At 44.7% G+C, this 21,011-nt stretch carries 21 protein-coding genes; 7 read left to right on the top strand and 14 right to left on the bottom strand.

All coding sequences use genetic code 11. From position 1 onward, the window contains the following. Positions 1 to 208: 208 nt before the first annotated feature. Positions 209 to 1,087: a substrate-binding periplasmic protein gene (locus BW947_RS15205; RefSeq protein ID WP_083948227.1), complete on the top strand. Its 879-nt coding sequence runs from the start codon at positions 209 to 211 to the stop codon at positions 1,085 to 1,087. 19 nt (positions 1,088 to 1,106) lie between these two features. Here the strand turns inward: BW947_RS15205 and BW947_RS15210 are convergent, their stop codons facing one another. The 3 genes from BW947_RS15210 to BW947_RS15220 all read right to left on the bottom strand — a co-directional run bounded on the left by BW947_RS15210 (position 1,107) and on the right by BW947_RS15220 (position 2,629). Then, the gene (locus BW947_RS15210; protein WP_076501025.1) at positions 1,107 to 1,544 is read right to left on the bottom strand and encodes a universal stress protein; all 438 of its coding nucleotides are present in this window, start codon (positions 1,542 to 1,544) and stop codon (positions 1,107 to 1,109) included. A gap of 191 nt (positions 1,545 to 1,735) precedes the next feature. Beyond that, positions 1,736 to 2,167, bottom strand: a complete 432-nt coding sequence (locus tag BW947_RS15215) for a universal stress protein (protein ID WP_076501027.1) — start codon at positions 2,165 to 2,167, stop codon at positions 1,736 to 1,738. 75 nt (positions 2,168 to 2,242) lie between these two features. Continuing rightward, positions 2,243 to 2,629, bottom strand: coding sequence for a SpoIIAA family protein (locus BW947_RS15220; RefSeq protein WP_076501030.1), 387 nt, complete (start codon positions 2,627 to 2,629; stop codon positions 2,243 to 2,245). A 234-nt stretch (positions 2,630 to 2,863) separates the two neighbouring features. On the opposite strand from BW947_RS15220, the gene BW947_RS15225 reads away from it, so the two are divergent. Both BW947_RS15225 and BW947_RS15230 read left to right on the top strand, forming a co-directional pair. After that, the gene (locus BW947_RS15225; RefSeq protein WP_425272282.1) at positions 2,864 to 4,282 is read left to right on the top strand and encodes a coniferyl aldehyde dehydrogenase; all 1,419 of its coding nucleotides are present in this window, start codon (positions 2,864 to 2,866) and stop codon (positions 4,280 to 4,282) included. 15 nt (positions 4,283 to 4,297) lie between these two features. Beyond that, positions 4,298 to 4,903, top strand: coding sequence for a TetR/AcrR family transcriptional regulator (locus BW947_RS15230; protein WP_076501032.1), 606 nt, complete (start codon positions 4,298 to 4,300; stop codon positions 4,901 to 4,903). A gap of 160 nt (positions 4,904 to 5,063) precedes the next feature. On the opposite strand, the gene BW947_RS15235 is transcribed toward BW947_RS15230, so the two are convergent. Genes BW947_RS15235 through BW947_RS15245 form a run of 3 tightly spaced genes read right to left on the bottom strand, consistent with a single transcriptional unit; the run spans position 5,064 to position 6,686 of the window. After that, positions 5,064 to 5,870: a CsgG/HfaB family protein gene (locus BW947_RS15235; RefSeq protein ID WP_076501034.1), complete on the bottom strand. Its 807-nt coding sequence runs from the start codon at positions 5,868 to 5,870 to the stop codon at positions 5,064 to 5,066. Then, on the bottom strand, positions 5,870 to 6,265 hold the full coding sequence (locus BW947_RS15240) for a curli assembly protein CsgF (RefSeq protein ID WP_076501036.1): 396 nt from the start codon (positions 6,263 to 6,265) through the stop codon (positions 5,870 to 5,872). The genes BW947_RS15235 and BW947_RS15240 overlap by 1 nt, the downstream gene beginning before the upstream one ends. Positions 6,266 to 6,275: 10 nt before the next feature. After that, complete coding sequence (locus tag BW947_RS15245) at positions 6,276 to 6,686, bottom strand: curli production assembly/transport protein CsgE (protein WP_076501038.1); 411 nt, start codon at positions 6,684 to 6,686, stop codon at positions 6,276 to 6,278. 351 nt (positions 6,687 to 7,037) lie between these two features. Between BW947_RS15245 and pyrC the strand changes: the two genes are divergently transcribed. Next, the gene (gene pyrC, locus BW947_RS15250) at positions 7,038 to 8,069 is read left to right on the top strand and encodes a dihydroorotase (protein ID WP_076501041.1); all 1,032 of its coding nucleotides are present in this window, start codon (positions 7,038 to 7,040) and stop codon (positions 8,067 to 8,069) included. Positions 8,070 to 8,871: 802 nt separating this feature from the next. Beyond that, a complete protein-coding gene (locus BW947_RS15255) occupies positions 8,872 to 10,425 on the top strand; it encodes a methyl-accepting chemotaxis protein (protein ID WP_076501042.1) in 1,554 nt (517 codons plus the stop codon). A 39-nt stretch (positions 10,426 to 10,464) separates the two neighbouring features. Here the strand turns inward: BW947_RS15255 and BW947_RS15260 are convergent, their stop codons facing one another. Then, positions 10,465 to 10,848, bottom strand: coding sequence for an MAPEG family protein (locus BW947_RS15260; RefSeq protein WP_076501044.1), 384 nt, complete (start codon positions 10,846 to 10,848; stop codon positions 10,465 to 10,467). A gap of 502 nt (positions 10,849 to 11,350) precedes the next feature. Between BW947_RS15260 and BW947_RS15265 the strand changes: the two genes are divergently transcribed. After that, a complete protein-coding gene (locus BW947_RS15265) occupies positions 11,351 to 12,742 on the top strand; it encodes an NAD-dependent succinate-semialdehyde dehydrogenase (RefSeq protein WP_076501046.1) in 1,392 nt (463 codons plus the stop codon). Positions 12,743 to 12,801: 59 nt separating this feature from the next. Here the strand turns inward: BW947_RS15265 and BW947_RS15270 are convergent, their stop codons facing one another. Then, entirely contained in the window at positions 12,802 to 13,626 is an 825-nt protein-coding gene (locus BW947_RS15270) for a cobalamin-binding protein (protein WP_244153262.1), read from the bottom strand. Between the two features lie 618 nt (positions 13,627 to 14,244). Here BW947_RS15270 and BW947_RS15275 point away from each other — a divergent pair. Further along, complete coding sequence (locus BW947_RS15275) at positions 14,245 to 14,688, top strand: CopD family protein (protein ID WP_076501052.1); 444 nt, start codon at positions 14,245 to 14,247, stop codon at positions 14,686 to 14,688. A 154-nt stretch (positions 14,689 to 14,842) separates the two neighbouring features. Here the strand turns inward: BW947_RS15275 and cobO are convergent, their stop codons facing one another. The 6 genes from cobO to BW947_RS15305 form a co-directional block, all read right to left on the bottom strand. After that, positions 14,843 to 15,466 (bottom strand): cob(I)yrinic acid a,c-diamide adenosyltransferase, encoded by a 624-nt coding sequence (gene cobO, locus BW947_RS15280; protein WP_076501064.1) that lies wholly within the window; start codon positions 15,464 to 15,466, stop codon positions 14,843 to 14,845. A 29-nt stretch (positions 15,467 to 15,495) separates the two neighbouring features. Then, the gene (locus BW947_RS15285) at positions 15,496 to 17,043 is read right to left on the bottom strand and encodes a cobyric acid synthase (protein WP_425272283.1); all 1,548 of its coding nucleotides are present in this window, start codon (positions 17,041 to 17,043) and stop codon (positions 15,496 to 15,498) included. A gap of 212 nt (positions 17,044 to 17,255) precedes the next feature. Then, positions 17,256 to 17,867: a bifunctional adenosylcobinamide kinase/adenosylcobinamide-phosphate guanylyltransferase gene (gene cobU / locus BW947_RS15290; RefSeq protein WP_076501070.1), complete on the bottom strand. Its 612-nt coding sequence runs from the start codon at positions 17,865 to 17,867 to the stop codon at positions 17,256 to 17,258. Beyond that, positions 17,864 to 18,652 carry an adenosylcobinamide-GDP ribazoletransferase gene (locus BW947_RS15295; protein WP_076501071.1) on the bottom strand — a complete coding sequence of 263 codons (789 nt, stop codon included), beginning with the start codon at positions 18,650 to 18,652 and terminating at the stop codon, positions 17,864 to 17,866. Before BW947_RS15295 ends, cobU begins: the two co-directional genes overlap by 4 nt. Positions 18,653 to 18,757: 105 nt before the next feature. Further along, positions 18,758 to 19,822, bottom strand: coding sequence for a nicotinate-nucleotide--dimethylbenzimidazole phosphoribosyltransferase (gene cobT, locus BW947_RS15300; RefSeq protein WP_076501072.1), 1,065 nt, complete (start codon positions 19,820 to 19,822; stop codon positions 18,758 to 18,760). A gap of 100 nt (positions 19,823 to 19,922) precedes the next feature. Further along, positions 19,923 to 21,008: a FecCD family ABC transporter permease gene (locus BW947_RS15305; RefSeq protein WP_107881742.1), complete on the bottom strand. Its 1,086-nt coding sequence runs from the start codon at positions 21,006 to 21,008 to the stop codon at positions 19,923 to 19,925. Between the last annotated feature and the right edge of the window lie 3 nt (positions 21,009 to 21,011).

Consider the following 21,011-nt stretch of genomic DNA (forward strand, 5'->3'; position numbering starts at 1 on the left):
TCAGTTAATAAGGCAAGAGCCAGCACTAAATAACCTTCATTCAAGAAATCACGACATTGTAAGGACTTGAAATTTGCTGTCTAACATGATTATGTTTAATTTAAAGACATTGAATATTTCAATCCAACGGCATACTACACTGACTATCGAGACTCATTACTTTGGCCTCTAGCCATTGCAAATTGAAAGCAGGAGGTATTGATAATTTATGTTCAATATTGCACATAAATCCGCTAGAGCAGCCATTTGGCATAATCACTACCGGTATCACTATTGTCAGTATAAGTGGGCAGGATTACTTACATTGTGCTGCGTTCAACCGTGCCAAGCACTAGAGCTTAAAATTGGAGCGAGCCAATCTATACCGCCCTATGTCATTCAAGAAACCAATAGTGGATTAGAACTGGAATTACTCTTCAATGCACTGGCGGTTAAAGGGCATACTGCCTCAATTCATTACCTACCATTAGCACGTACTTTTCACGAGTTAAAAGAAGCTAAACTTGATGGTGTTATTAATATTCAAGAAGGTATGGTTAAAAATGTCTTTTATTCCGATGTGGCAATAACGTACCAAAACTGCGCGATCAGCCTCATGTCAAACCAATATAATATCAATAGTATCGCTGATTTAAATCACAAACATGTCGTCACTTTCCAGCGCGCATCAAGCTTACTTGGGGATGAATTTGCCCAAATGGCTAAGAGCAACAAAGGTTATCAAGAGCAAGCACAGCAAATACAACAGGTGTATATGTTAATGAAGCACAGGGCCGATGTGATTGTGATGGATAAATATATTTTTGAATACTACTTAAAGCAGGCTTTTATTGAAGGCAAGCTGACTCCACAAGATTTAACACAACAGACTGTTTGCCATCCCATATTTGCCCCCACTCAATACCGTTTTGCGTTTCTGAATGCACAAATTCGTGATGATTTTAATATTGGACTCAAGCAAATTACTGACAATGGGACTTTGTGGGCACTAAAAGAAAAATATCGACGCCTCATCTCTTTTGATAATCATACTGAGACGTCACCGGATTTAATTGTCCCCAAGATGATCAAGCACGATCCCCTTTAGGTTTACTGTTGGTGTCGAACTATTTCACCACTAACACCGGACATTTGGCATATTTCACAATATCCTGCGTGACATGAGGCTTTAAAAAATCAGCTAAGCCACTACTGCCATGACTAGCGATTACGAGCATACCTACATCAACAGCTTCTGCTAAAATTTCATCAATTGCATCGCCATGACGCACCACGAGTTTGATATTAAGCCCTTCGGTAAGTCCCTGCTGCATTTCTTGCTGCAAACTTTGCATCTTTGCATCAACAAATGCCTTGAGTTCACTTTCTAATGTGGATGGAATATCAACGGCAATACCATAACAATGAGCGCCACGGGCAGGACTTGTCACATGTAATAAGCGGATATCGACATGGTAAAGATTTGCCATTTCAACAGCATATTTTAGCGCGAGCGCCGCCGTTGATGAAAAATCCGTAGGACATAACACTTCTTGAGTACGCATAAGCTTATCCATTATTTGAGTTTTAATCAGCTGATTATCAGGCTTAACGATTTATTATCAATCTAAAAATACCATTAACTTATAGCCATTAGCTATGCTTCTTGCATTCTCAGACTAATTAATTATTCTTTATCAATCAAAAAGAAAGGACGCATTGAGCGTCCTTTCACCTTGTCAGTCATGCCGCTAACTTACTTCACCACAAGTACAGGGCAAGCGGCACCGTTAGCCACCGCTTCGGCGACATTGGTGTGCAAAAAGTGCGAAATACCCGTGCGGCCATGGCTCGCAATCACCACCATGCCAGTATCTTTACTGTTAGCCTCATCTAAAATCTCATTAACGGGATCACCGCGACGGATCAAGGTAGTGACAGGTAAATCAGTATGTAGCTTTTCTAACAGTGCCTGCATTTTGGTTGCGGCAGCTTGCTCCATGCTCTTGATAAGCTCCTCAGGAGTGATAGACAAAATCATAAAGTTCTCATCACCGATCGGCTGCTCTACCACATGTAAAATTTTTAAGCCTACATGGTATAGATTTGCCATTTCAATGGCATAGCTCAGTGCATGGGCCGCAGTTTCCGAAAAATCTGTGGGCCAAAGTATTTGACCTGTACGCATAATCTGTACTCCTTTAAGTGCTAATCGATGACTGAGCAGTGTTAGCTGAACTGTCCTGACAGAACCCAATTAATGCTATTCGTTTTTTAGCCAAGCAATAGCGTCGCCATTATCGACAAAGAATCTAACTTCAGCAGGCGTAAACCAATTCGCCAATTTAGCTAATACTTCCTGCAGCGTTGTTTTACCGACGATAGCAATCTTTTCAAAATGTCGAATATGTTTAACCCCAAGTTTAATATCATCCCAAGCGGCTTTTAACTCCATACCTTCTAGTTCAGTAACATCCACTAAGGCAAAAATATCGGGATCTTTGACTCCTTCCAGTGCAGATTCCAACACAGGTACCATCATCTCGTAGTCTTGATGCGTCAAAGTACCAATAGCTTTAACCGCAACAAAAAAGTCATCGTCACCATGACGCTCAATACCAATCGAAATTCCATGCTTTAACAGTGCCATACATCCTCCTTATGTAAAATTGATCATCAATCGGTTAGTAAATATCTGACTTCAGTTTAAAAGTTAACCCTAGCATATGCCGTGACCATGCTCAAAAATGCACCAAACGACTTGTATCATCAGACTAAGCACGCTAGAGTAAACCGACTAATCAGTCGGTTTTTTATTGGTGAATTAACCAACTGTTCCAATACCCGTTGTTAACATCTAACACTTACAATCACGGCGATAAATATGACCACAGAACAAGCAAAAATATCCCTTTTAAGTGAATTATTTCAACGACAACGCAGCAGTTATTTGGCAGCGCCTAATCCAGATCACGATATGCGCCGCGAGCGATTGAACCAACTTAAAACCGCAGTACTACGCTTTAAAACCCCTTTAGTTGAAGCACTAAGTCAAGATTATGGTCACCGTTCGATTGATGACAGCTTGATTTCAGACATTATGCCGGTCATCAACAACATCAATTACAGCCTAAAAAATCTGAAAAAGTGGCTCAAGCCTAGCCCTCGTCATGCGGGTATTTTACTCGCGCCCGCTAAAGTCACAGTGCATTATCAGCCCCTAGGGGTTATTGGCATTATCGTGCCGTGGAACTTCCCCGTGATGCTATCCATTGGCCCGTTAGTGACCGCCATTGCCGCGGGTAATCATGCCATGCTCAAATTGTCTGAGTTTACCCCTGCTACCAATCAAGTGATAAAACAGCTATTAGCAGAAGTCTTCGATGAATCCCATGTTGCTGTTATCGAAGGTGAAGCAGATGTGGCGGCGGAGTTTTCTGCCCTACCCTTCGATCATTTACTCTTTACCGGCTCCACCACAGTGGGTCGTCATGTGATGCGCGCCGCAGCCAATAACCTAACCCCTGTTACACTCGAGCTTGGCGGAAAATCCCCAGTGATTATCGCCCCCGATATGCCGCTTGAGATAGCAGTAGAACGAATGATTTACGGCAAGTGCCTCAATGCAGGGCAAATCTGCGTTGCCCCCGATTATGTGTTGTGCCCTAAAGCCAAAGTCGATGATTTTATCGCCGCCTATCGAGCTAAGTTTAATACCATGTATGGCGCCATAAATAGCAATAAGGACTACGGCAGTATCATTAATACCCGTCAGTTTGACCGTATTATCACAGTGTTAACCGATGCTAAGGCCAAAGGCGCACGAATTATATCGGCGACTGATGAAGCCATTGATAGCCAAAACCGTAAACTCGCGACTCAGTTAATCACTAATACCAATGAAGATATGCTATTAATGCAAGAGGAAATTTTTGGCCCATTATTGCCGATAATTGGCTATAACTCCCTAGATGAAGCGATTCAATATATCAATCACAGAGCAAGGCCTTTAGCGCTTTATATCATGAGTTTTGATGAGCCCAGCCAGCAAAAAATCCTCCTACAAACCCATTCTGGTGGCGTCTGTATTAATGAGACCGTATTCCATGTGGCCGCCGACGACGCTCCCTTTGGCGGTATTGGTCCCTCGGGTATGGGGCATTACCATGGTAAAGAAGGCTTTTTAACCTTCAGCCATGCTAAAACTGTACTCAGCCGAGGTCGATTCAATACAGGTAAGTTTGTACACCCGCCCTACGGTACATTTATCCAACGTATGTTGATGAAGCTGTTCTTGCGCTAGTAACGGGGATAAATAGTGAACACACCGTTAATGCAACAACCCATAAAAACTAAGACAGACAAGCGCCAAGCCATTCTCGATACTGCTTTGGCGCTGTTTGTCAGCCAAGGATTCCATGGCACTTCAACCGCCTCAATAGCAAAGCAAGCTGGTGTAGCCACGGGCACCTTATTCCATCACTTCCCTTCTAAAGAAGCCCTGATGGAATGTTTGTTTCTGACTATAAAACAAGAGTTTGCTAATGCTTTACTGTTAAATGCACAACAAGGCAGCAATCTTAAACACAATGCCAAACAACTCTGGCAAAGTGCGATAGATTGGTCGCTTGAAAACCCAATTAAGCAATTGTTTTTCCAGCAATACTCAATGTCGCCTATGATTGCAAAAAATGTGCGAGATCAAGCCATGAACAGTATTTTAGGCTTTATTAGCGAACTGATTAAGCAGGGGCAAATGATAGGATTAATCGCTCACTACCCTGTGGAGCTGATGCTAGAAAACTGCCATGGCCAGTATCTAGCTGCCACACGCTTTTTTATTGATAACCCACATTTAGGCCGTGATAACCAATATCGCAATGCCAGTTTTGAACTGTTTTGGAAGGCCATGCAAGCCGATTAACAAAAAGGTGCTTTACAGCTTAGAGCGAGATAACCAGAAAACCGAGCCAGATTAAATGGCTCGGTTTTCTGGTTAACTCTTGAAGATTAAATCCCTTAACTCTGGCTAAAGCGAAACCTAGCGCTGACTGAGTTAAAACTTAGATTGCTTTAGCTCTAGCTTAACTCTGGCTTAGCTCCTGCGCTTTTTCAGCAGGTTGCGCTATTTGAGTTGGGTTCCAATAGCCTTGCTTAATTCCCTTATCAATCAGCTCTGCAACCGCCAGTTCAATGGCCTGCAGCACGCAAAATTGTACAGGCTCGTTAGTAGTAAAACCGACTTCAGCCTCTGCGAGTCGATTTAAACTGGTGTAACGGAATAAACCCGCGCGCATTTCTTGGGATAAAACCCGTTTGCTGGTTGAAACCGACATCATCACTTTGCCGGTATGCACATCCACAGCGCGTAAATAAATGGTCACTAGATCTTCACGATACATTTCTGATGCGCCAATACCATAGTATTCGACACCGCTACCGCCAGTGCTGGTGTTAGTCTCATAACTAATTACGCCTCCTTCGAGTAATAATCTGGCGGTGGATAATACGGGAACTTCATCACCCTTACTGCCACTTTGTTTGTTGCTAATTTTGCGCTCGGTCAGCAGGTTTTGTAGCCCTTCACGTTCAACGGGAGTAAACCATTTCGAGTCAAGCAAGGTCTGCATCAACATCGACGTCGCGCCCTGAGTCACAGCGGTCGAAAACGAACTTACGTTAGCCTGTGGTTTATATTGCCCCGTCTGATCGCGAAAAGAATATACCGCCACGGGTATAGGAAACTTAGGCCCAGGCTGAGCTTGCAGCCCACGCATTACTTCACTAATGGGATTCACTTCTGCAGTGGTGATATTGAGATCTGGTTTTGAGATTAAACTACACGCCGAAACACTCATTAACATCAGGCTGATTAATACTAAACGGGCCATTAGTTGATACCTCCAAATGTTGGCATTTCAATGACCGTGACTTCACCCGTTTCAATATTAGTAATCGTTAACATTACCCCATTGCCGGTCGCTGCCACTTCAATACGAAAATCACCAGTATCGTAAACACCATCGGTGATTTCCCCGTCGGCCACACCTCGGGTAATCGAGTTGATAATATTACGCTCTAAGGATTCCTTAAAACGAGTGACAAAGTCCTTCTCGCTCGACATTGATTTATTATCATTTTGCGCTTGGGCTTTATTTAATAAAAAGGCCCCATTTTGCGGATTGCCACCAAAACTGGGGTTAATGGGGGTATATATCAATTCAGTGGCTTGAGCACTACCTGCTACGCATAGCGTAACAAGAGCAAATAACGTCCTGTAGGTCATTCTTATTATCCTAAAAATCATCCGATGTTTTTGAAAAATCGCCTGTTACTGCATTGGCTCTCACTTGCGCTAAATAATCAATCGTGAGTAGAATTGCCTGCTCTGCGCTCTCTTTTATCGGATTTGCACGACGACCAAAATGGGTGGTGTAAATCCGTGTACCGTTTACCTCTAAAGTTAAAACAGTCCCGGCCTGAGGGAATACCGTCTCATACAGGGTGACGTTAAAGCCTTGCGTAAAAGGCAGCTCGCGCCAATAGCTTGAATAATAAAAGCCAAAGTCTTTACCAAATCGAGTTAAGGTTCTATCTATCACTAAACCACTAATTTCAATATCGTTATCGGCAAGTGCGATAGGGGAATTCAGTAGCAGGAATGGGCATAAAACGCAGATCAGCAGATGCTGTTTTAACGGTTTCACTGGTTCATCCTTTACCTTTGTAAGCGTGCTTTAAAAATCATTGCCGCCTCAGTTAACGTAACCAGAGTGATGACACTAATTTTTTGATAGAGCAGGTTAACAGGGTTGAAGATCTCCCGTCATTACGTGCAAGGTCAAATTAGCTCTAAAAGCTAAGGTGAAAAAGCAAAAATAGCCCATTTGGGTAATACGGGATCCAGCATGATATACGCTCGTATCACGATTAAATCGCTAAAACGGTGGCTAAGATAACTTATTGCTCCAAAATACTGAGTTTCCCTTTACAGTAAAATCCTTGCCACATAAGATCCTACCACCCTCGTAGCCAAAACAATCAAAAGATAAAACCCTATGACGACAATAACGATCACTCGCCCAGACGATTGGCATATCCATTTAAGAGATGGTGCCCAACTTAAAGATACCGTGCGTGATATTAGCCGCTATATGGGCCGCGCTATCGTTATGCCAAACTTAGTGCCGCCCGCTATCGATACGCAAACAGCATTAACTTATTACGACCGCATTAAAGCCAAGGTGCCCACAGGCTCACAGTTCGAACCTTTAATGGTGTTGTATTTAAATGATAAAACCAGCCCCGATGAAATCCGCAAAGCCAAGGCATCGGGTAAAATTGTCGCTGCAAAACTTTACCCTGCGGGCGCAACAACCAACTCAGATTCTGGCGTGACCACGCTTGAAAACATTTACCCCGCCCTTAAAGCCATGCAAGAAGTCGGTATGCTTTTTTTAGTGCACGGCGAAGTCACGGACTCATCGATTGATATTTTCGATCGCGAGCGCGTTTTTATCGAAAATATCCTCAGCAAGATTGTTGCCGATTTCCCAAATCTTAAAATCGTGCTTGAACATATCACCACTAAAGATGCGGTCGATTTTGTCACTCAAGCCTCTGATAATGTGGCCGCAACTATCACAGCCCATCATTTGCTGTATAACCGTAACCACATGTTAGCTGGCGGTATTCGTCCGCATTTTTACTGTTTACCGATTTTAAAACGCAACACCCACCAGCAGGCGCTATTGGCTGCTGCGGCAAGTGGTAGCAAGAAGTTTTTCCTCGGTACCGATTCAGCGCCACACGCCCAAGATAAAAAAGAAGCCGCCTGTGGCTGCGCGGGTTCGTATACCGCCCACGCCGCCATTGAGTTGTATGCCGAAGCATTTGAATCAGTGAATGCGCTCGATAAACTCGAAGCGTTCGCCAGCTTCAATGGCCCAGATTTTTATAATCTACCACGCAACACAGACACTATTACGTTGGTTAAAAAATCATGGGATGTACCTGCAACCTATCCGCTGGGCGACACCAACGTCGTACCAATCCGCGCAGGTGAAGCCATTGATTGGCAGGTTGAATAAGCGCTTGAGTTAAGCTTGAGTTAGGTAAGTTTTCCTCTTGCTATTGAGCAAAAAACATCAGGCCAATACTATCAAAAAGAAAGCTGCATCTGCGGCTTTCTTTTTAGCCGCGCACATTCAATCAAGGGGAAATTAACGGCAATACTCTTGTTAGTTTAAAGAACTATTCATGACTTAATACATAGGGTCAATCACTTGCATTTCAGTGACACGCCATACACGCCTCCCTGAGGACTCGACGGCGTTATCCATCGCTGCCAACGGTCACAGACATACAAGCGATTCATTTCATAAATATTTTAGTATGTCCGTCGCTAAACGACTTATGTTTGCGGTAAAAACTTACTCCCAACCTCATCCATTAATAAAAATTGCCTAACGGCTCAAATGGCATATCCATGTACAAACACTGTACTAAATCTAATTAACCGCAGTTAGAAGGCAAATTCTTCGAGGATGTTCTACTCTAATATAACCAATTTACAACCATTTACATTAGCCCAACGTGAATGAGAGTTTTTTAATCGACTCTTAGCGAACGCAATACTAATAATGAGTAGCTACTTTCATTGATACGAACATTTTTAGGGTTGACTTTAGCACTAGCCTAATTAATAACCCCCGATGAAAACACATTGTAAATAGAGTATTAAATCCAACGTTTCCATAGGAATAACGTATATGTTTCACAAGAAAAATACTTATAAATGGCGATTAATCGGTTTAACTAATGGTAACATTAACCAAATGGTTATTTAGCCTTATCTTGTTGAGAAACAGCCAATATACAAAGGAGTGTGGCATGAGAAATAACCAACCGATTACCCGTCAAGAAAGAACTTTCCCCGAATCGATAAAACTCATTTCTGTGACCGATTTGCAAGGCACGATCCTCGAATGTAACGATGCGTTTGTCGATGTGAGTGGTTTTAACAAAGCGGAATTAATCGGACAACACCATAATATTGTCAGGCACCCTGAAATGCCTTCAATTGCATTTGCTCAAATGTGGTCTTATCTCAAAGCGGGCGAACCTTGGATGGGTGTGATTAAAAATCGCTGTAAAAATGGCGATTTTTATTGGGTAGATGCCTATGTTACGCCAGTCACTACCGCTGGCAAAGTGGTCGGTTATGAGTCAGTAAGGTCATGTCCTAGGCGAGATGACGTAGCAAGGGCCGATACTTTATATCAACAAATTAATGCGGGTAAATCTTTTGCCACATCACGGCGCATTTCTGTTGCGAACTTATGTCTTATTTTGGCCTTAATTTCAGCCGGTGCACTTTATGTCGCAGGATACCCAACTCTGTTTACTATTTTACTGGTGAGCGCCGCAATCTTATATGCTATTTCAATGACATACAAATATACATCTACAGTTGAGTCGCTAAACTCCATGTTGAAAATGAGCTTTTCTAACGAACTTGCCGCCAGAGCTTATACAGATTCAAGCGGTACACTCGGTTTATTAAAGGTCAGTATTTTGAGTCAGAATGCCCATCTAGGAACAGTCATTACTCGGATTGAAAATGCGGCATTAAATGTGGCTAAAGAGTCAGAAAATGGCTTTCAGTTAACGCTTAACACTTGCGCCGCAATTGAGCAGCAACAGGCAGAAACTTGCCAAGTGGCTACAGCAATGAATCAAATGACCACCACAATTGCCGAGGTTTCAATACACGTATCAGAAACCGCAAACCATGCAGATACCGCGAATAATTTAGCGATCCAAGGTAGAAATATGGCCGAGGTTACCCAACAGTCGATTCAAAAACTTAAAAGTACCGTTAGCGATATCAGTATTTCAGTGACCGAGCTTTCAGATCAAACGGTTCGTATTGCACAAGTGGCACAAATCATTGAGCAAATTGCCGAACAAACTAATTTACTGGCATTAAATGCGGCCATTGAAGCCGCCAGAGCCGGAGAGCAAGGCCGAGGATTTGCCGTCGTTGCAGATGAAGTGCGTAATCTGGCGCAACGAACACAAGAATCAACCCACAGTATTCATGGGATCATTAATGAGTTAACGGCAAAAGCCAAGCATGCTGTTGATGCCGCCCATTTTGGCACTGAAGCAGCTAATGAAGGACTTGAAAAGGTCGTTGAAAGCGCTGCTATGCTTAACGGTATTTCAGACGCCATTGGTCACATCGCCCATATGTCGACGCAAATGGCGGCGGCAGTAGAAGAGCAAACCCATGTTGCTGAAGATATTAACCGCCAAGTGGTAAGTATCTCTGATTTAGCAAGCACTAGCTCTGAAAGTGCTGTAGATACCTCAACATCCATTACCAAGCTTAAAAATACCGCCGATGATCTGCACGAATTGGTGGTTCGTTTCAAGCGTTAGAAAAGCACTGCATCATTGAGATGTCACCGCTCAAATATGCTAAAAAGCCTGAAAAAATATGCCGAAGGCGCTGAAAATAGCCACAAACCATGAGAGGGATCTTAAGGTGCCTTTGTTGGCAAGATACAAGATGTGATACACAAAACGGGCTGCTACATGGCTGATGGCAAGCCATTCTGCAGTCGGTGTCACTTTGCCAGTGGCGATGACCACTAATACCGCTAGGCCAAAAACTAAGAGTGATTCGAAGGCATTTTGATGCCCTGCTAAAGCGCGGGCACCAAAACCGGTCAGCTGCGCCTGCTGGGCACGAGGATGGTTATTGTCATAACCACCCGTTTTCGCCATTGCCCAAGCAACTGGGCCTTTGGCTAAATACGGCAATAACATCGCAATAAATAAACAAATGAGTAAGGTATTCATGGGCGGCACTTCCTATTATTTTAGTATTTGAGTGTATTCAGTAGGTTGAGCCTATGAGTGTATGTCCACAGCAAGATTATTTCATCCAATACCTGATGTGATTCACAAAATGCAGCCGTATCATTAAATCACTCACTGTCCTATACCTTTGCCATAGGCAAGATATCAACCCAAATACTCACAGCATTAGTGCACCCTTAACCTATCTTTGGCGGCTTTGTTGTCGCGCCAACCCTACTTAACTCGGGTTGTTTAACAACACGCTCCACCCACCCAAAACGAAAGTATGAAAAGCCTAAAAACAAGGCTGATATCTACATCCCTGTGATCCGACTCACATCGCTATCTAATTAGAGTGAGTAGAAAGGTAGGTGATTAATCCCTTACCTTATCTATCTTCAATGACAAAGGTAATGACAAGGGCGATGGTAAATAAAGACATTTATCCCTAATGCCAAGGCTTGGCATTGACACTCTATTCGTTGAACGCTTGGAGGAACATATGGCTTATACAACGATCAATCCCTTTACGGGAGAACTCATCAAAGAATTTCCCAATGCAACAGATACCGAAGTCACGCAGGCGATAGACTCCGCCCATCAGGCATTTTTGGCTTGGCGAACCACTCCCTTTGCCGACAAGGCAGTAATACTGTCTAAGGCTGCAACCATTCTCAGAGATAACAAGCGGCAATATGCTAAGTTGTTGACGTTAGAAATGGGCAAAGTAATTGCAGAAGCCGAAGCTGAGGTCGAGCTTTCGGCGCAAATTCTCGAATATTACGCCGAACATACCGAGCGACTGTTAGCTCCGCAAAAACTGCCAGTAGCCGATCCTGCAGAAGGTGAAGCGATACTGGTTCACGACCCCCTTGGCGTGTTGCTGGCTATCGAACCTTGGAACTTCCCTTACTATCAAATTGCCCGAATTTTGGCGCCGCAGATATCCGTCGGAAATACTTTACTGCTCAAACACGCATCCAATGTGCCGCAATGCGCAGCGGCCTTTGAAGGCCTGATGCGCGATGCAGGGCTGCCACAAGGTGTATTCCAAAACCTGTATGCAACACGCGATCAAATTGAATATATTATTAATTCCCCCAAAGTACACGGAGTAGCACTCACAGGTTCTGAGGGTGCAGGCGCAATTATTGCCGCACAAGCTGGTAAAGCGCTGAAAAAATCCACCTTAGAACTAGGCGGGGCTGATGCTTTTATCGTGCTTGAAGATGCCGAGCTGCCAAAAACCATTGATTGGGCAGTATTTGGCCGTCACTGGAACGCTGGTCAGGTTTGCGTGTCGTCCAAGCGGATGATCTTAGTTGAAGCCATTTATGATGAGTTTATGCAAGGTTATATCAAAGGTGTCGAAGCGCTAAAAGCGGGCGATCCTATGGATCCCACTACCACATTGGCCCCGTTATCTTCTCAGGCTGCTGCCGATGAAGTGAAGCAAAAAGTGCGTGATGCGGTAAAACATGGTGCAACTGCCACCGAAGTAGGCCCTAAAGTGCCAGAAAAAGGTGCCTTTGTGCAGCCGACGATATTAACTAATGTCACGCCAGATAACCCCGCCTACTATTGGGAGTTTTTCGGCCCTATATCGATGATCCTCAAAGCGAAAGATGAACAAGAAGCGATTGATATCGCCAACGACTCACCCTTTGGTCTGGGTGGCTCAGTGTTTACGGCTGATAATAAACGCGGTTTAGCGGTCGCTAAGCAGGTTTCAACCGGCATGATGTTTGTTAATCATCCGACTATGGTCAAGGCCGATTTACCTTTTGGTGGTGTGCGCCGCTCAGGTTATGGCCGCGAGCTCATTGGTTTAGGCTTAAAAGAGTTTGTAAACCACAAACTGATTAATGTGGTTGATATTAACGCACCGTTCTAATCTATTCATTAAGACATGCGACTAAAAGCTAGGCAGGATTATCTGTCTGGCTTTTATTTTTAACGTGCTTTATCTAATGCACTACAGAAAGCTTGCACGCCAAGTAACGCTCTGGGCGTAGCACGGTGCAATAAATCGGCATTGATTTGATAGATATGTTGTTTTTTAACCGCTGGGATCTCGGGCCATTGACTCCAATCAACACCTTTAACATTACCTTCTTCTTGGCTTTGTAAAATCACCTCGGGCAGAGTCAACAACACGTTTTCTAAACTCACCTGCGGATAATCGCTGGCGGCAGTGTAAAACACATTTTCACCATGGCACACATCCATAATTTGCTGGATCCAACTGTTTTTAGAAATCGTCATCAAGGGCGATGACCAGAGTTGATAAAACACCTTGGGCGCTGATTTTTCGGCATTCTCTGCCCGTAAACGGCTCAGCTCAGCACGATAAATAGCCGCGGCGTTACGCGCTTCTTCAACGTGTCCGGTTAATTGCCCTAACTCTTCAAGTTCCTTAGCAATTGCGTCTAAGGTCTTGGGGTCGCTACCATAAAGATTAAAGCCAAGCGATTTAAGCTGATTGATATCTTCGGCTTTATTACCCGAATCCCACACTACAATTAAATCAGGGTTGAGCTCGAGCACCCGCTCCATTTGAATACCATAATAGCCACCAATCCGCGGGATTTTTTTAGCTGCCTCAGGGTAATCTGCATAATCGGTCGCCGCCACAATCGCATCACCCGCGCCTATGGCATAGAGCATTTCTACCGCGTGGGGCGAAAGCGCAATAATACGCTGGGCAGGTTTGGCTAATGCCTGCTGAGAAAGCAAAATACTCAGACCCAATATGCAGCCAACGTAATAGCGTTTCATCGTCATCCCTTTAATGTTAATCCTACAATCATAGGCACCATAGATATCATTCCATGGCTATTTGCTGAAGGTAGCCTTTAATCAAATAGCCATATACTTATTAGCCATTGTCGCTGACACCAAACCATGACATAGCAGTATACCTAGAAACAATTACTTAGCTAAATAATGTAACCATACACTGACATAAAATATGCCCATAGCCTGACAAAGAGGAACGCGCATAAATACTAGGCATTAGGATGGGAGTTAAAATGCAGTCAAAAGGAAGAGGTCAGTTTCATGTGGTTTATTAATTAACCAAACAATTTATGCATACGAGTATCACAGTCAGAAATGCACCTTTGGTAAACATAATCGCTACGCATCGTATAATATTCTGGTTTATCAGCTCGCAAATTTGCTAATGGCTCCCTTCAGACCAATCCTCACGGGTAACCCCTTGCTATGCACTAGTAGTTAACGTTTAATAACGGCATGTTATTGAATGGTGACTTCCTACTAAGGACTGTCATCTCATTAACTCATTCCCATATTGAGCAATCACAAACGCTAGCAAACTGGGTCGATTCGCTACGCTAGTCCGTGTTAACAGCGTTAGTATTTTAGGAGAAAAGCATGTTTGGATTTTTATTATTACTGCATATTATTTCTGCGACAATTTGGACCGGAGGGCATATTGTTTTATCTATCGTTATTTTGCCTAAGGTGCTAAGAGACAAGTCACCAGAGCAGTTATTAGATTTCGAATCAGTTTATGAAAAAATTGGCATGCCTGCCTTGATAATCCAAGTTATTACAGGGTTGTTATTGGCATATAGATTGGTACCTAACATTAGTGAATGGTTTAATATGAGCAATCCTATTTCTCATGTTATTTCAGCTAAGTTGCTACTTCTATTTTTAACTGTTTGCTTTGCCATAGATGCTAGGTTTCGCGTAATCCCTGCTTTGTCACCAAGCAACCTTAAAGTCATGGCTTGGCATATTATACCTGTGACAATTTTTTCAATACTATTTGTTTTCGTTGGTGTTTCATTTAGAACTGGCTGGTTATATTAGAATGCTAACAAATAAGGATATGCCGCGCGTAGCCGCACGAAAACAGTTTTCATTGGATTCGAACGGACGCACTTTTAACCCACAGTGAGATAGAAAAGTATAAAGTTGTGGCCAATATAACTCAGCCACAACAGTTCAGCGACAAAACCATAAATCAATAATCAAAACCTTGCTGCGCTTTTATACCCGCTTCGAAGGCATGTTTCAGCGGCTGTACTTCGCTCACCGTATCGGCCAGTTCAATAATGGCACGGTGACAAGCGCGGCCGGTGATAATCACATGTTGCATTGGCGGGCGATTACGCAGCGCAGTGAGCACGCGCTCCACATCCAAATAGTGATAACTCACCATGTACGTCAATTCATCGAGCATCACGCAATCTATGCTCTCATCTTGTAATAATTGCTCGGCAACTTCCCATGCGAGCAAGGCGGCTGCGGTGTCTTTCTCTTTATCTTGGGTTTCCCATGTAAAACCTGTGCCCATTACATGAAACGCAACCCCAGCACCTTCAAGTAAATTGCGCTCCCCGCACTCCCAAGTGCCTTTAATAAATTGCACTACCGCCGCTTTTTTACCGTGACCGACAGCGCGGGCAACGGTACCAAAACCTGAGGTAGACTTACCTTTGCCATTACCGGTTAACACCAGCAGAATGCCCTTTTCTTCTTGGGCTGCTGCAATTTTGGCATCAACACCTTGTTTGAGTTTCTGTTGACGCTCTTTGTGGCGGTCGGCCTTGATTTGCGTTTGCTCGTTATCGGTTTGTGCTGTCATGGTCTTTCCTTCGCTCTGCTGCTAAAAACTTATGATTCTAAAATAGCCTGTAATTTTGGCATGTCTAAATGTTTTGCTAACACATCGGCTAAACGGTCGAGTTGTTGCTCACGTATTTGATTGATATCTATCGCCTTAGCATCACTTAATCCCGCCCAGTGCAAAATAAGTTGGCAGGCATCAGGACTATCAAACAAGCCGTGTAAATAGCTACCTAAAATTTGCGCGTCAGCACTTTGCAACCCATCGGCAAAACTCACCGCAGGCACTTTTACACTGGTAAAATCTGGGGTTAACTGTAAAAGCGCATTATTGTATGCATGTTGAGGCGTGAGATAGCTTGATTCACCACAGTGGATTTCATATCCCTTCACATCAACAGTTTGCCCAAGCAGGTTAAGCTGTCCACTGACCCGCCGTAATTGTTTGTCGGCTTTAAGTTCAGTGCTTAGCGGCAAGTATCCAAGCCCAATGCTATCGCCGGCACTGCCTTCAATACCTAGGGGATCAGCAATGTACTGGCCTAGCATTTGATAACCGCCACAAATGCCCAGCACTTTTCCGCCATAACGCAGATGTGTGGCGATATCATTATCCCAGCCTTGCTGGCGTAAAAAGGCCAAATCGGCGCGCACATTCTTACTACCAGGCAAAATCAATAAATCGGCAGCGGGTAAATGAGTGACGTGATTAGCGGCTTGGGTTTGCAGCGACACATAGTCAAAATCGATATCAGGATGTAACCGCAACGGATCAAAATCGGTATGATTACTGATCCTTGGATACACTAGCACCCGCACTGTTAAGCGACGATGGGTGTCCTTAATCGGCGCACTTTGCAGCGCATCCTCGGCATCTAAATGCAGATCATGTAGATAAGGCAACACGCCTAAAACAGGCTTGTTTGTATAGGCTTCAAGCCAATCCAGCCCCGATTGCAACAAGCTAATATCGCCACGGAAACGGTTAATCACAAAGCCCTTTACCCGCGCTTGTTCAGATACAGATAACAGCGCCAGCGTCCCAACCAAATGTGCAAATACACCGCCTTTATCGATATCGGCAATAATAACCACCGGACAATCCACCGCTTCGGCAAAACCCATATTGGCAATATCGCCCTCACGTAAATTGATCTCAGCCGGACTACCCGCACCTTCAACCACAATAGTCTGATATTGGCCGGATAATCGCTCGAAGGATCCCAGCACGGCGCCAAGTGCCATTGCTTTGTAGTCCTTAGACTTAGGCCCAAAAAAGGCCGAAGCTTCGAGCGTTGTCAACGCTTTACCCTGAACAATAATTTGCGCGCCCGTGTCTGAGCTAGGTTTAAGCAAAATGGGGTTAAAATCCGTATGTGGCTCAAGGTAACAAGCCGCAGCCTGCAATGCTTGTGCGCGGCCAATCTCGCCGCCATCAACGGTGACGGCACTATTGAGTGCCATATTTTGCGGTTTAAAGGGCGCGACCTTAATACCTTGACGGGCAAATAAACGACATAACCCAGCCACTAAAGTACTTTTGCCAGCGTCTGAAGTTGTGCCCTGTATCATCAATACCTTAGCGCGATGATTCATGCCTGCCACAGGCGTAGTACTGCTCAAAGGCACAGTGCTCAACACCGTTGTTTGGGTATTATCGAGTGCATTCGCACAGGCTGTGCTGTTGGTGTTTGAAGAGGGCATAGGTTAAAAATTTATTCTCAATTTGCAGGAGTTAACATAAAAACTCAGCTGAACATCATTTAAGCCACTAAAGTCTCAGACTATCTAAGACAACCTAAGACTATCTAAAGCGGTTTTAATGCTAGGGGTAAGCCCGCAACGACTAAGGTAACATTATCCGCTAAGGCAGCAACGGCCTGGTTTAACCAGCCAGCTTCGTCAACAAATTGTCGGCTCAACTCACCTAAGGGCACTATGCCAGAGCCGACTTCGTTACTGATCAAAATCACTACACCTTCAAGCTCAGTCAGCGCATCCACAAAAGCGGTTTTTTCTGTCTGCCAATTCGCTAAAGCTTTATCTGTTGACGTTGCAATGGCAAAGTCTGAGGCATTCCACTCGGTCGGCGCGGGTTCATTATCAACTTGCGGATTGGATGCGAGTAATTGATTGGTTAACCACAGGGTTAAACAGTCGACTAAAATCACTCGCCCAGGTTTGGCTAAGCGCGCTAATGTGGCCGTCAATGCCAGTGGCTCCTCAAACAATTGCCACTCAACGCCATCGTCAGAACGGTTCACTTGATGCTTGGCAATGCGTGTTGCCATTTCATCATCTAGCGCCTGCGCCGTTGCCACATAACAGGCATCAAAACCCAGCGCTGTATATTGACGCACTAAGGCTTCACCGTAACGACTTTTTCCGCTACGGGCGCCGCCTAGCACGAGGTGGATCACTGTATGCTACCAACAACGAGCAATACAAAATAACACACTATTTCAGCCACTTGCTGCGCAGCACCTAGGGTATCACCTGTGTAACCGCCAATTTGACGTCTGAATATCACGATGATCAAACGGCGTAATCCTATCATCACCAACAATAATGACAATGCCGCTAATCCCTTGAGGAATAACAGTACTAGCACGCCACTGGCGAGCAGGATAAACAGATCATTAATGCCTTGATGTTGCGATAACGGCTTTGACTTACTGGTCTCATCATCGCGAACATATTTTTCGCTAAAGATGATACTCGCCGACACCACACGGCTCACGGTATGCGCCACGATAAGCGCCGAGCCCGCCACCACAGGATCGTACAGGGCTAACTCGACCAACAACTGCCATTTCAGCAGCAGAGCCAACATTAGCGCCAAGGCGCCATAGCTGCCAAGGCGCGAGTCCTTCATGATCCGTAGCTTATCTTCGACCGTCCAACCACCACCAAAACCATCAAAGGTATCGGCGAGGCCATCTTCATGGAATCCCCCCGTAAGCAATACGCCAACGAGCATAGCCAACAGCACAGAAACGCCAGCGGGGAGCCAGTTCTGCGTCAACCAAAACACAATGGCACTGAGCAGGCCGACTAAAAGACCGACCAGACCGAAATAACGGCTGGCTTTATTCAACTTATCGCCATCGACCTCAACCCAGCTCGGCATAGGAATACGGGTAAAATAGCCCATGGCAACAAAAAACAAATCTATCTCTTTGTGCCAGCTTTCGCGTTCTGACATAAAGCATCCTTAGTGAATTCACACTTGCTATACGATTTAAGATTAAAACAGTTGGCTAACAGTTATTATTTTAAATAAGTAAAATAAGAGACTTAGCAGAGTACATCATACAACAGCCTCAATCCCTGCATCACTAAAACTCGCCATTTGGTTGTAAAAATTTACTGCAGCTTGAATAAGCGGCAATGCCAAGGCGGCACCCGTACCTTCGCCTAATCTTAACCCGAGGGCCAACAAGGGTTTAGCCTGTAAAAAATCTAACATGCGCAGATGCCCTTGTTCGTCAGATTGATGGGCAAAAATTAAATAATCGCGCACATTCGGCGCAATTTTTACCGCCACTAGCGCCGCAGCAGTCGCGATAAAACCATCTATCACCACCAGCATTTTGCGCTCAGCCGCGGCTAATATCGCCCCTGTCATCTGCACAATTTCAAACCCGCCTAAGCAGGCTAACACGGCTTTGGGTCCCGTTAAGGCGCGTTGATGCAACTGCAAAGCTTGCTCTATTAACGCCAGTTTACGCGCTAAGGTTTCAGCATCAATTCCCGTACCGCGCCCCACGCAATCAGCCACATCAAATTGCATCATTGCCGCCATAATCGCTGCTGCTGCCGAGGTATTACCTATGCCCATTTCGCCAAAGGCAATCAAATTACAACCTGCTTGATGGTGGCGTTCAATTAAATCTCGCGCCATGGCAAAGCCTTTATCAACAGTATTTAGCGCCATGGCGGGCGCCAAATGAATCGCCTCAGTCCCGGCGCCAAGACGTTGATTAATAATGCCATCAACATCTTCAACTGGCGTTAAAATACCGCAATCAATCACTTCGAGCTTAAAGCCCACCTGCCGACAAAATACATTAATCGCCGCGCCGCCATGGGCAAAGTTTTGCACCATTTGGCGCGTGACTTCGCTCGGCGCAATCGACACTCCCTGCGCGGCAATACCATGATCTCCCGCAAACACTAGCAGAGTTGGATGAGCGATTTTTAGTGTATCTTGTGGCAACATTGCGCCTTGCACACGGGCAATCTGTAACGCCAAGGATTCAAGCAGACCTAAAGCGCCCAGCGGTTTAGTTTTAAGATCAATCTTCTGCTGAATCATTGGATCCTGCGCGTTACTCACTGAGCTTATTTGAAAAGATACAGCTGATTGAGGCATCCCTACTCCGCTTATACTTATTTAACTTTATTGAACTTAATTTAACTTAATGGAATTGAACTAGGTTGAATTACATGATTTAAAATCATCTCGCACAGGCTTACCCCACCACCCTGCGCCTACGCAAAATCAGTAAAAAGAATAAGCTACCAATAGCTGCAGTAATAATCCCTACGGGCAACTCTTGATTACCCAACAAACAGCGCGCTAATACATCAATCCATACCATAAACAATCCACCCACCAACGCCGTTAATAAAATCGGCTGACGACCAGGAAATAGCATGCGCACAGTATGGGGGATCATCAAACCTACAAAACCAATACCGCCACAGGTGGCAACCAAAACGGCGGTAATTAACGAGCACAGTAACAACATGCTGAGTCGTAACTTAGGTACATTTACCCCTAAGGTATGGGCAGTTTCATCCCCCGCTTGCAGCGCCATAATCTGCCGCTTCATGCCTAAGATAATCAATAAGCTCACCCCAACTACCAGAGTCGGCAAAATAAGTAACGACCAACTGGCCTTGGCAAAACTGCCTAAACTCCAAAACAATACCGAAGCCGTGGCCTGCGGGCTGGCAAAATACAACAATAAACTGGTCAGTGCGCCAAACATAAAAGAGGTTGCTACGCCCGAAAGCAGCATGCGCTCAACTTGACTATTAAGCCCAAGACCCGATAACGCTAACACAATCAACACCGACAAACTGGCGCCAATAAAAGCCCCTAAAGGTAAGCTAAACCACAACAATCCCGATAACGCGCCCGAACCGCTAAAAATCCCCGAGTGCGCCGCCATGGCAACGTTGTCAAAAAAACCTGAGCTGGTAAACAGCGTCAACATCACTACAGCGCCAAAGGAAGCCCCAGAGCTAATGCCAAACAAATAAGGGTCTGCCAGTGGGTTACGGGTTACGGTTTGTAATACACTGCCCGCCAGTGATAAACCCGCCCCCGCCACAAATGCTAGCAAAATACGCGGCAGTCTTAGCTCCATCACAATGCGCTCAGTCATACCGCTTGCCTGAGTAATGTTGGCAACCTTATTAGTAAACACGTGAATAACATCCATAAAGCTGATGTTTGCCGCGCCAAAACTGGTCGCGGCTATCGGTGTCATTAATGTCAATATGGCTAACGCCAGCAGCATAAACTGTTGTCTTGTTAAAAGTGTCACCATAGA

The organism is Shewanella morhuae (genome assembly GCF_900156405.1).
GTDB lineage: Bacteria > Pseudomonadota > Gammaproteobacteria > Enterobacterales > Shewanellaceae > Shewanella > Shewanella morhuae.

Bases quoted from the DNA above. Each gene is read 5' to 3' on its own strand.
- cobT (WP_076501072.1), bottom strand. From the start codon at position 19,822: ATGCCTCAATCAGCTGTATCTTTTCAAATAAGCTCAGTGAGTAACGCG.
- BW947_RS15295 (WP_076501071.1), bottom strand. From the start codon at position 18,652: ATGTCAGAACGCGAAAGCTGGCACAAAGAGATAGATTTGTTTTTTGTT.
- BW947_RS15275 (WP_076501052.1), top strand. From the start codon at position 14,245: ATGTTTGGATTTTTATTATTACTGCATATTATTTCTGCGACAATTTGG.
- BW947_RS15240 (WP_076501036.1), bottom strand. From the start codon at position 6,265: ATGACCTACAGGACGTTATTTGCTCTTGTTACGCTATGCGTAGCAGGT.
- BW947_RS15305 (WP_107881742.1), bottom strand. From the start codon at position 21,008: ATGGTGACACTTTTAACAAGACAACAGTTTATGCTGCTGGCGTTAGCC.
- BW947_RS15270 (WP_244153262.1), bottom strand. From the start codon at position 13,626: ATGAAACGCTATTACGTTGGCTGCATATTGGGTCTGAGTATTTTGCTT.
- BW947_RS15255 (WP_076501042.1), top strand. From the start codon at position 8,872: ATGAGAAATAACCAACCGATTACCCGTCAAGAAAGAACTTTCCCCGAA.
- BW947_RS15215 (WP_076501027.1), bottom strand. From the start codon at position 2,167: ATGCGTACAGGTCAAATACTTTGGCCCACAGATTTTTCGGAAACTGCG.
- BW947_RS15220 (WP_076501030.1), bottom strand. From the start codon at position 2,629: ATGGCACTGTTAAAGCATGGAATTTCGATTGGTATTGAGCGTCATGGT.
- BW947_RS15260 (WP_076501044.1), bottom strand. From the start codon at position 10,848: ATGAATACCTTACTCATTTGTTTATTTATTGCGATGTTATTGCCGTAT.
- BW947_RS15235 (WP_076501034.1), bottom strand. From the start codon at position 5,870: ATGGCCCGTTTAGTATTAATCAGCCTGATGTTAATGAGTGTTTCGGCG.
- BW947_RS15265 (WP_076501046.1), top strand. From the start codon at position 11,351: ATGGCTTATACAACGATCAATCCCTTTACGGGAGAACTCATCAAAGAA.
- BW947_RS15210 (WP_076501025.1), bottom strand. From the start codon at position 1,544: ATGCGTACTCAAGAAGTGTTATGTCCTACGGATTTTTCATCAACGGCG.
- BW947_RS15225 (WP_425272282.1), top strand. From the start codon at position 2,864: ATGACCACAGAACAAGCAAAAATATCCCTTTTAAGTGAATTATTTCAA.
- BW947_RS15285 (WP_425272283.1), bottom strand. From the start codon at position 17,043: ATGAATCATCGCGCTAAGGTATTGATGATACAGGGCACAACTTCAGAC.
- BW947_RS15205 (WP_083948227.1), top strand. From the start codon at position 209: ATGTTCAATATTGCACATAAATCCGCTAGAGCAGCCATTTGGCATAAT.
- cobO (WP_076501064.1), bottom strand. From the start codon at position 15,466: ATGACAGCACAAACCGATAACGAGCAAACGCAAATCAAGGCCGACCGC.
- pyrC (WP_076501041.1), top strand. From the start codon at position 7,038: ATGACGACAATAACGATCACTCGCCCAGACGATTGGCATATCCATTTA.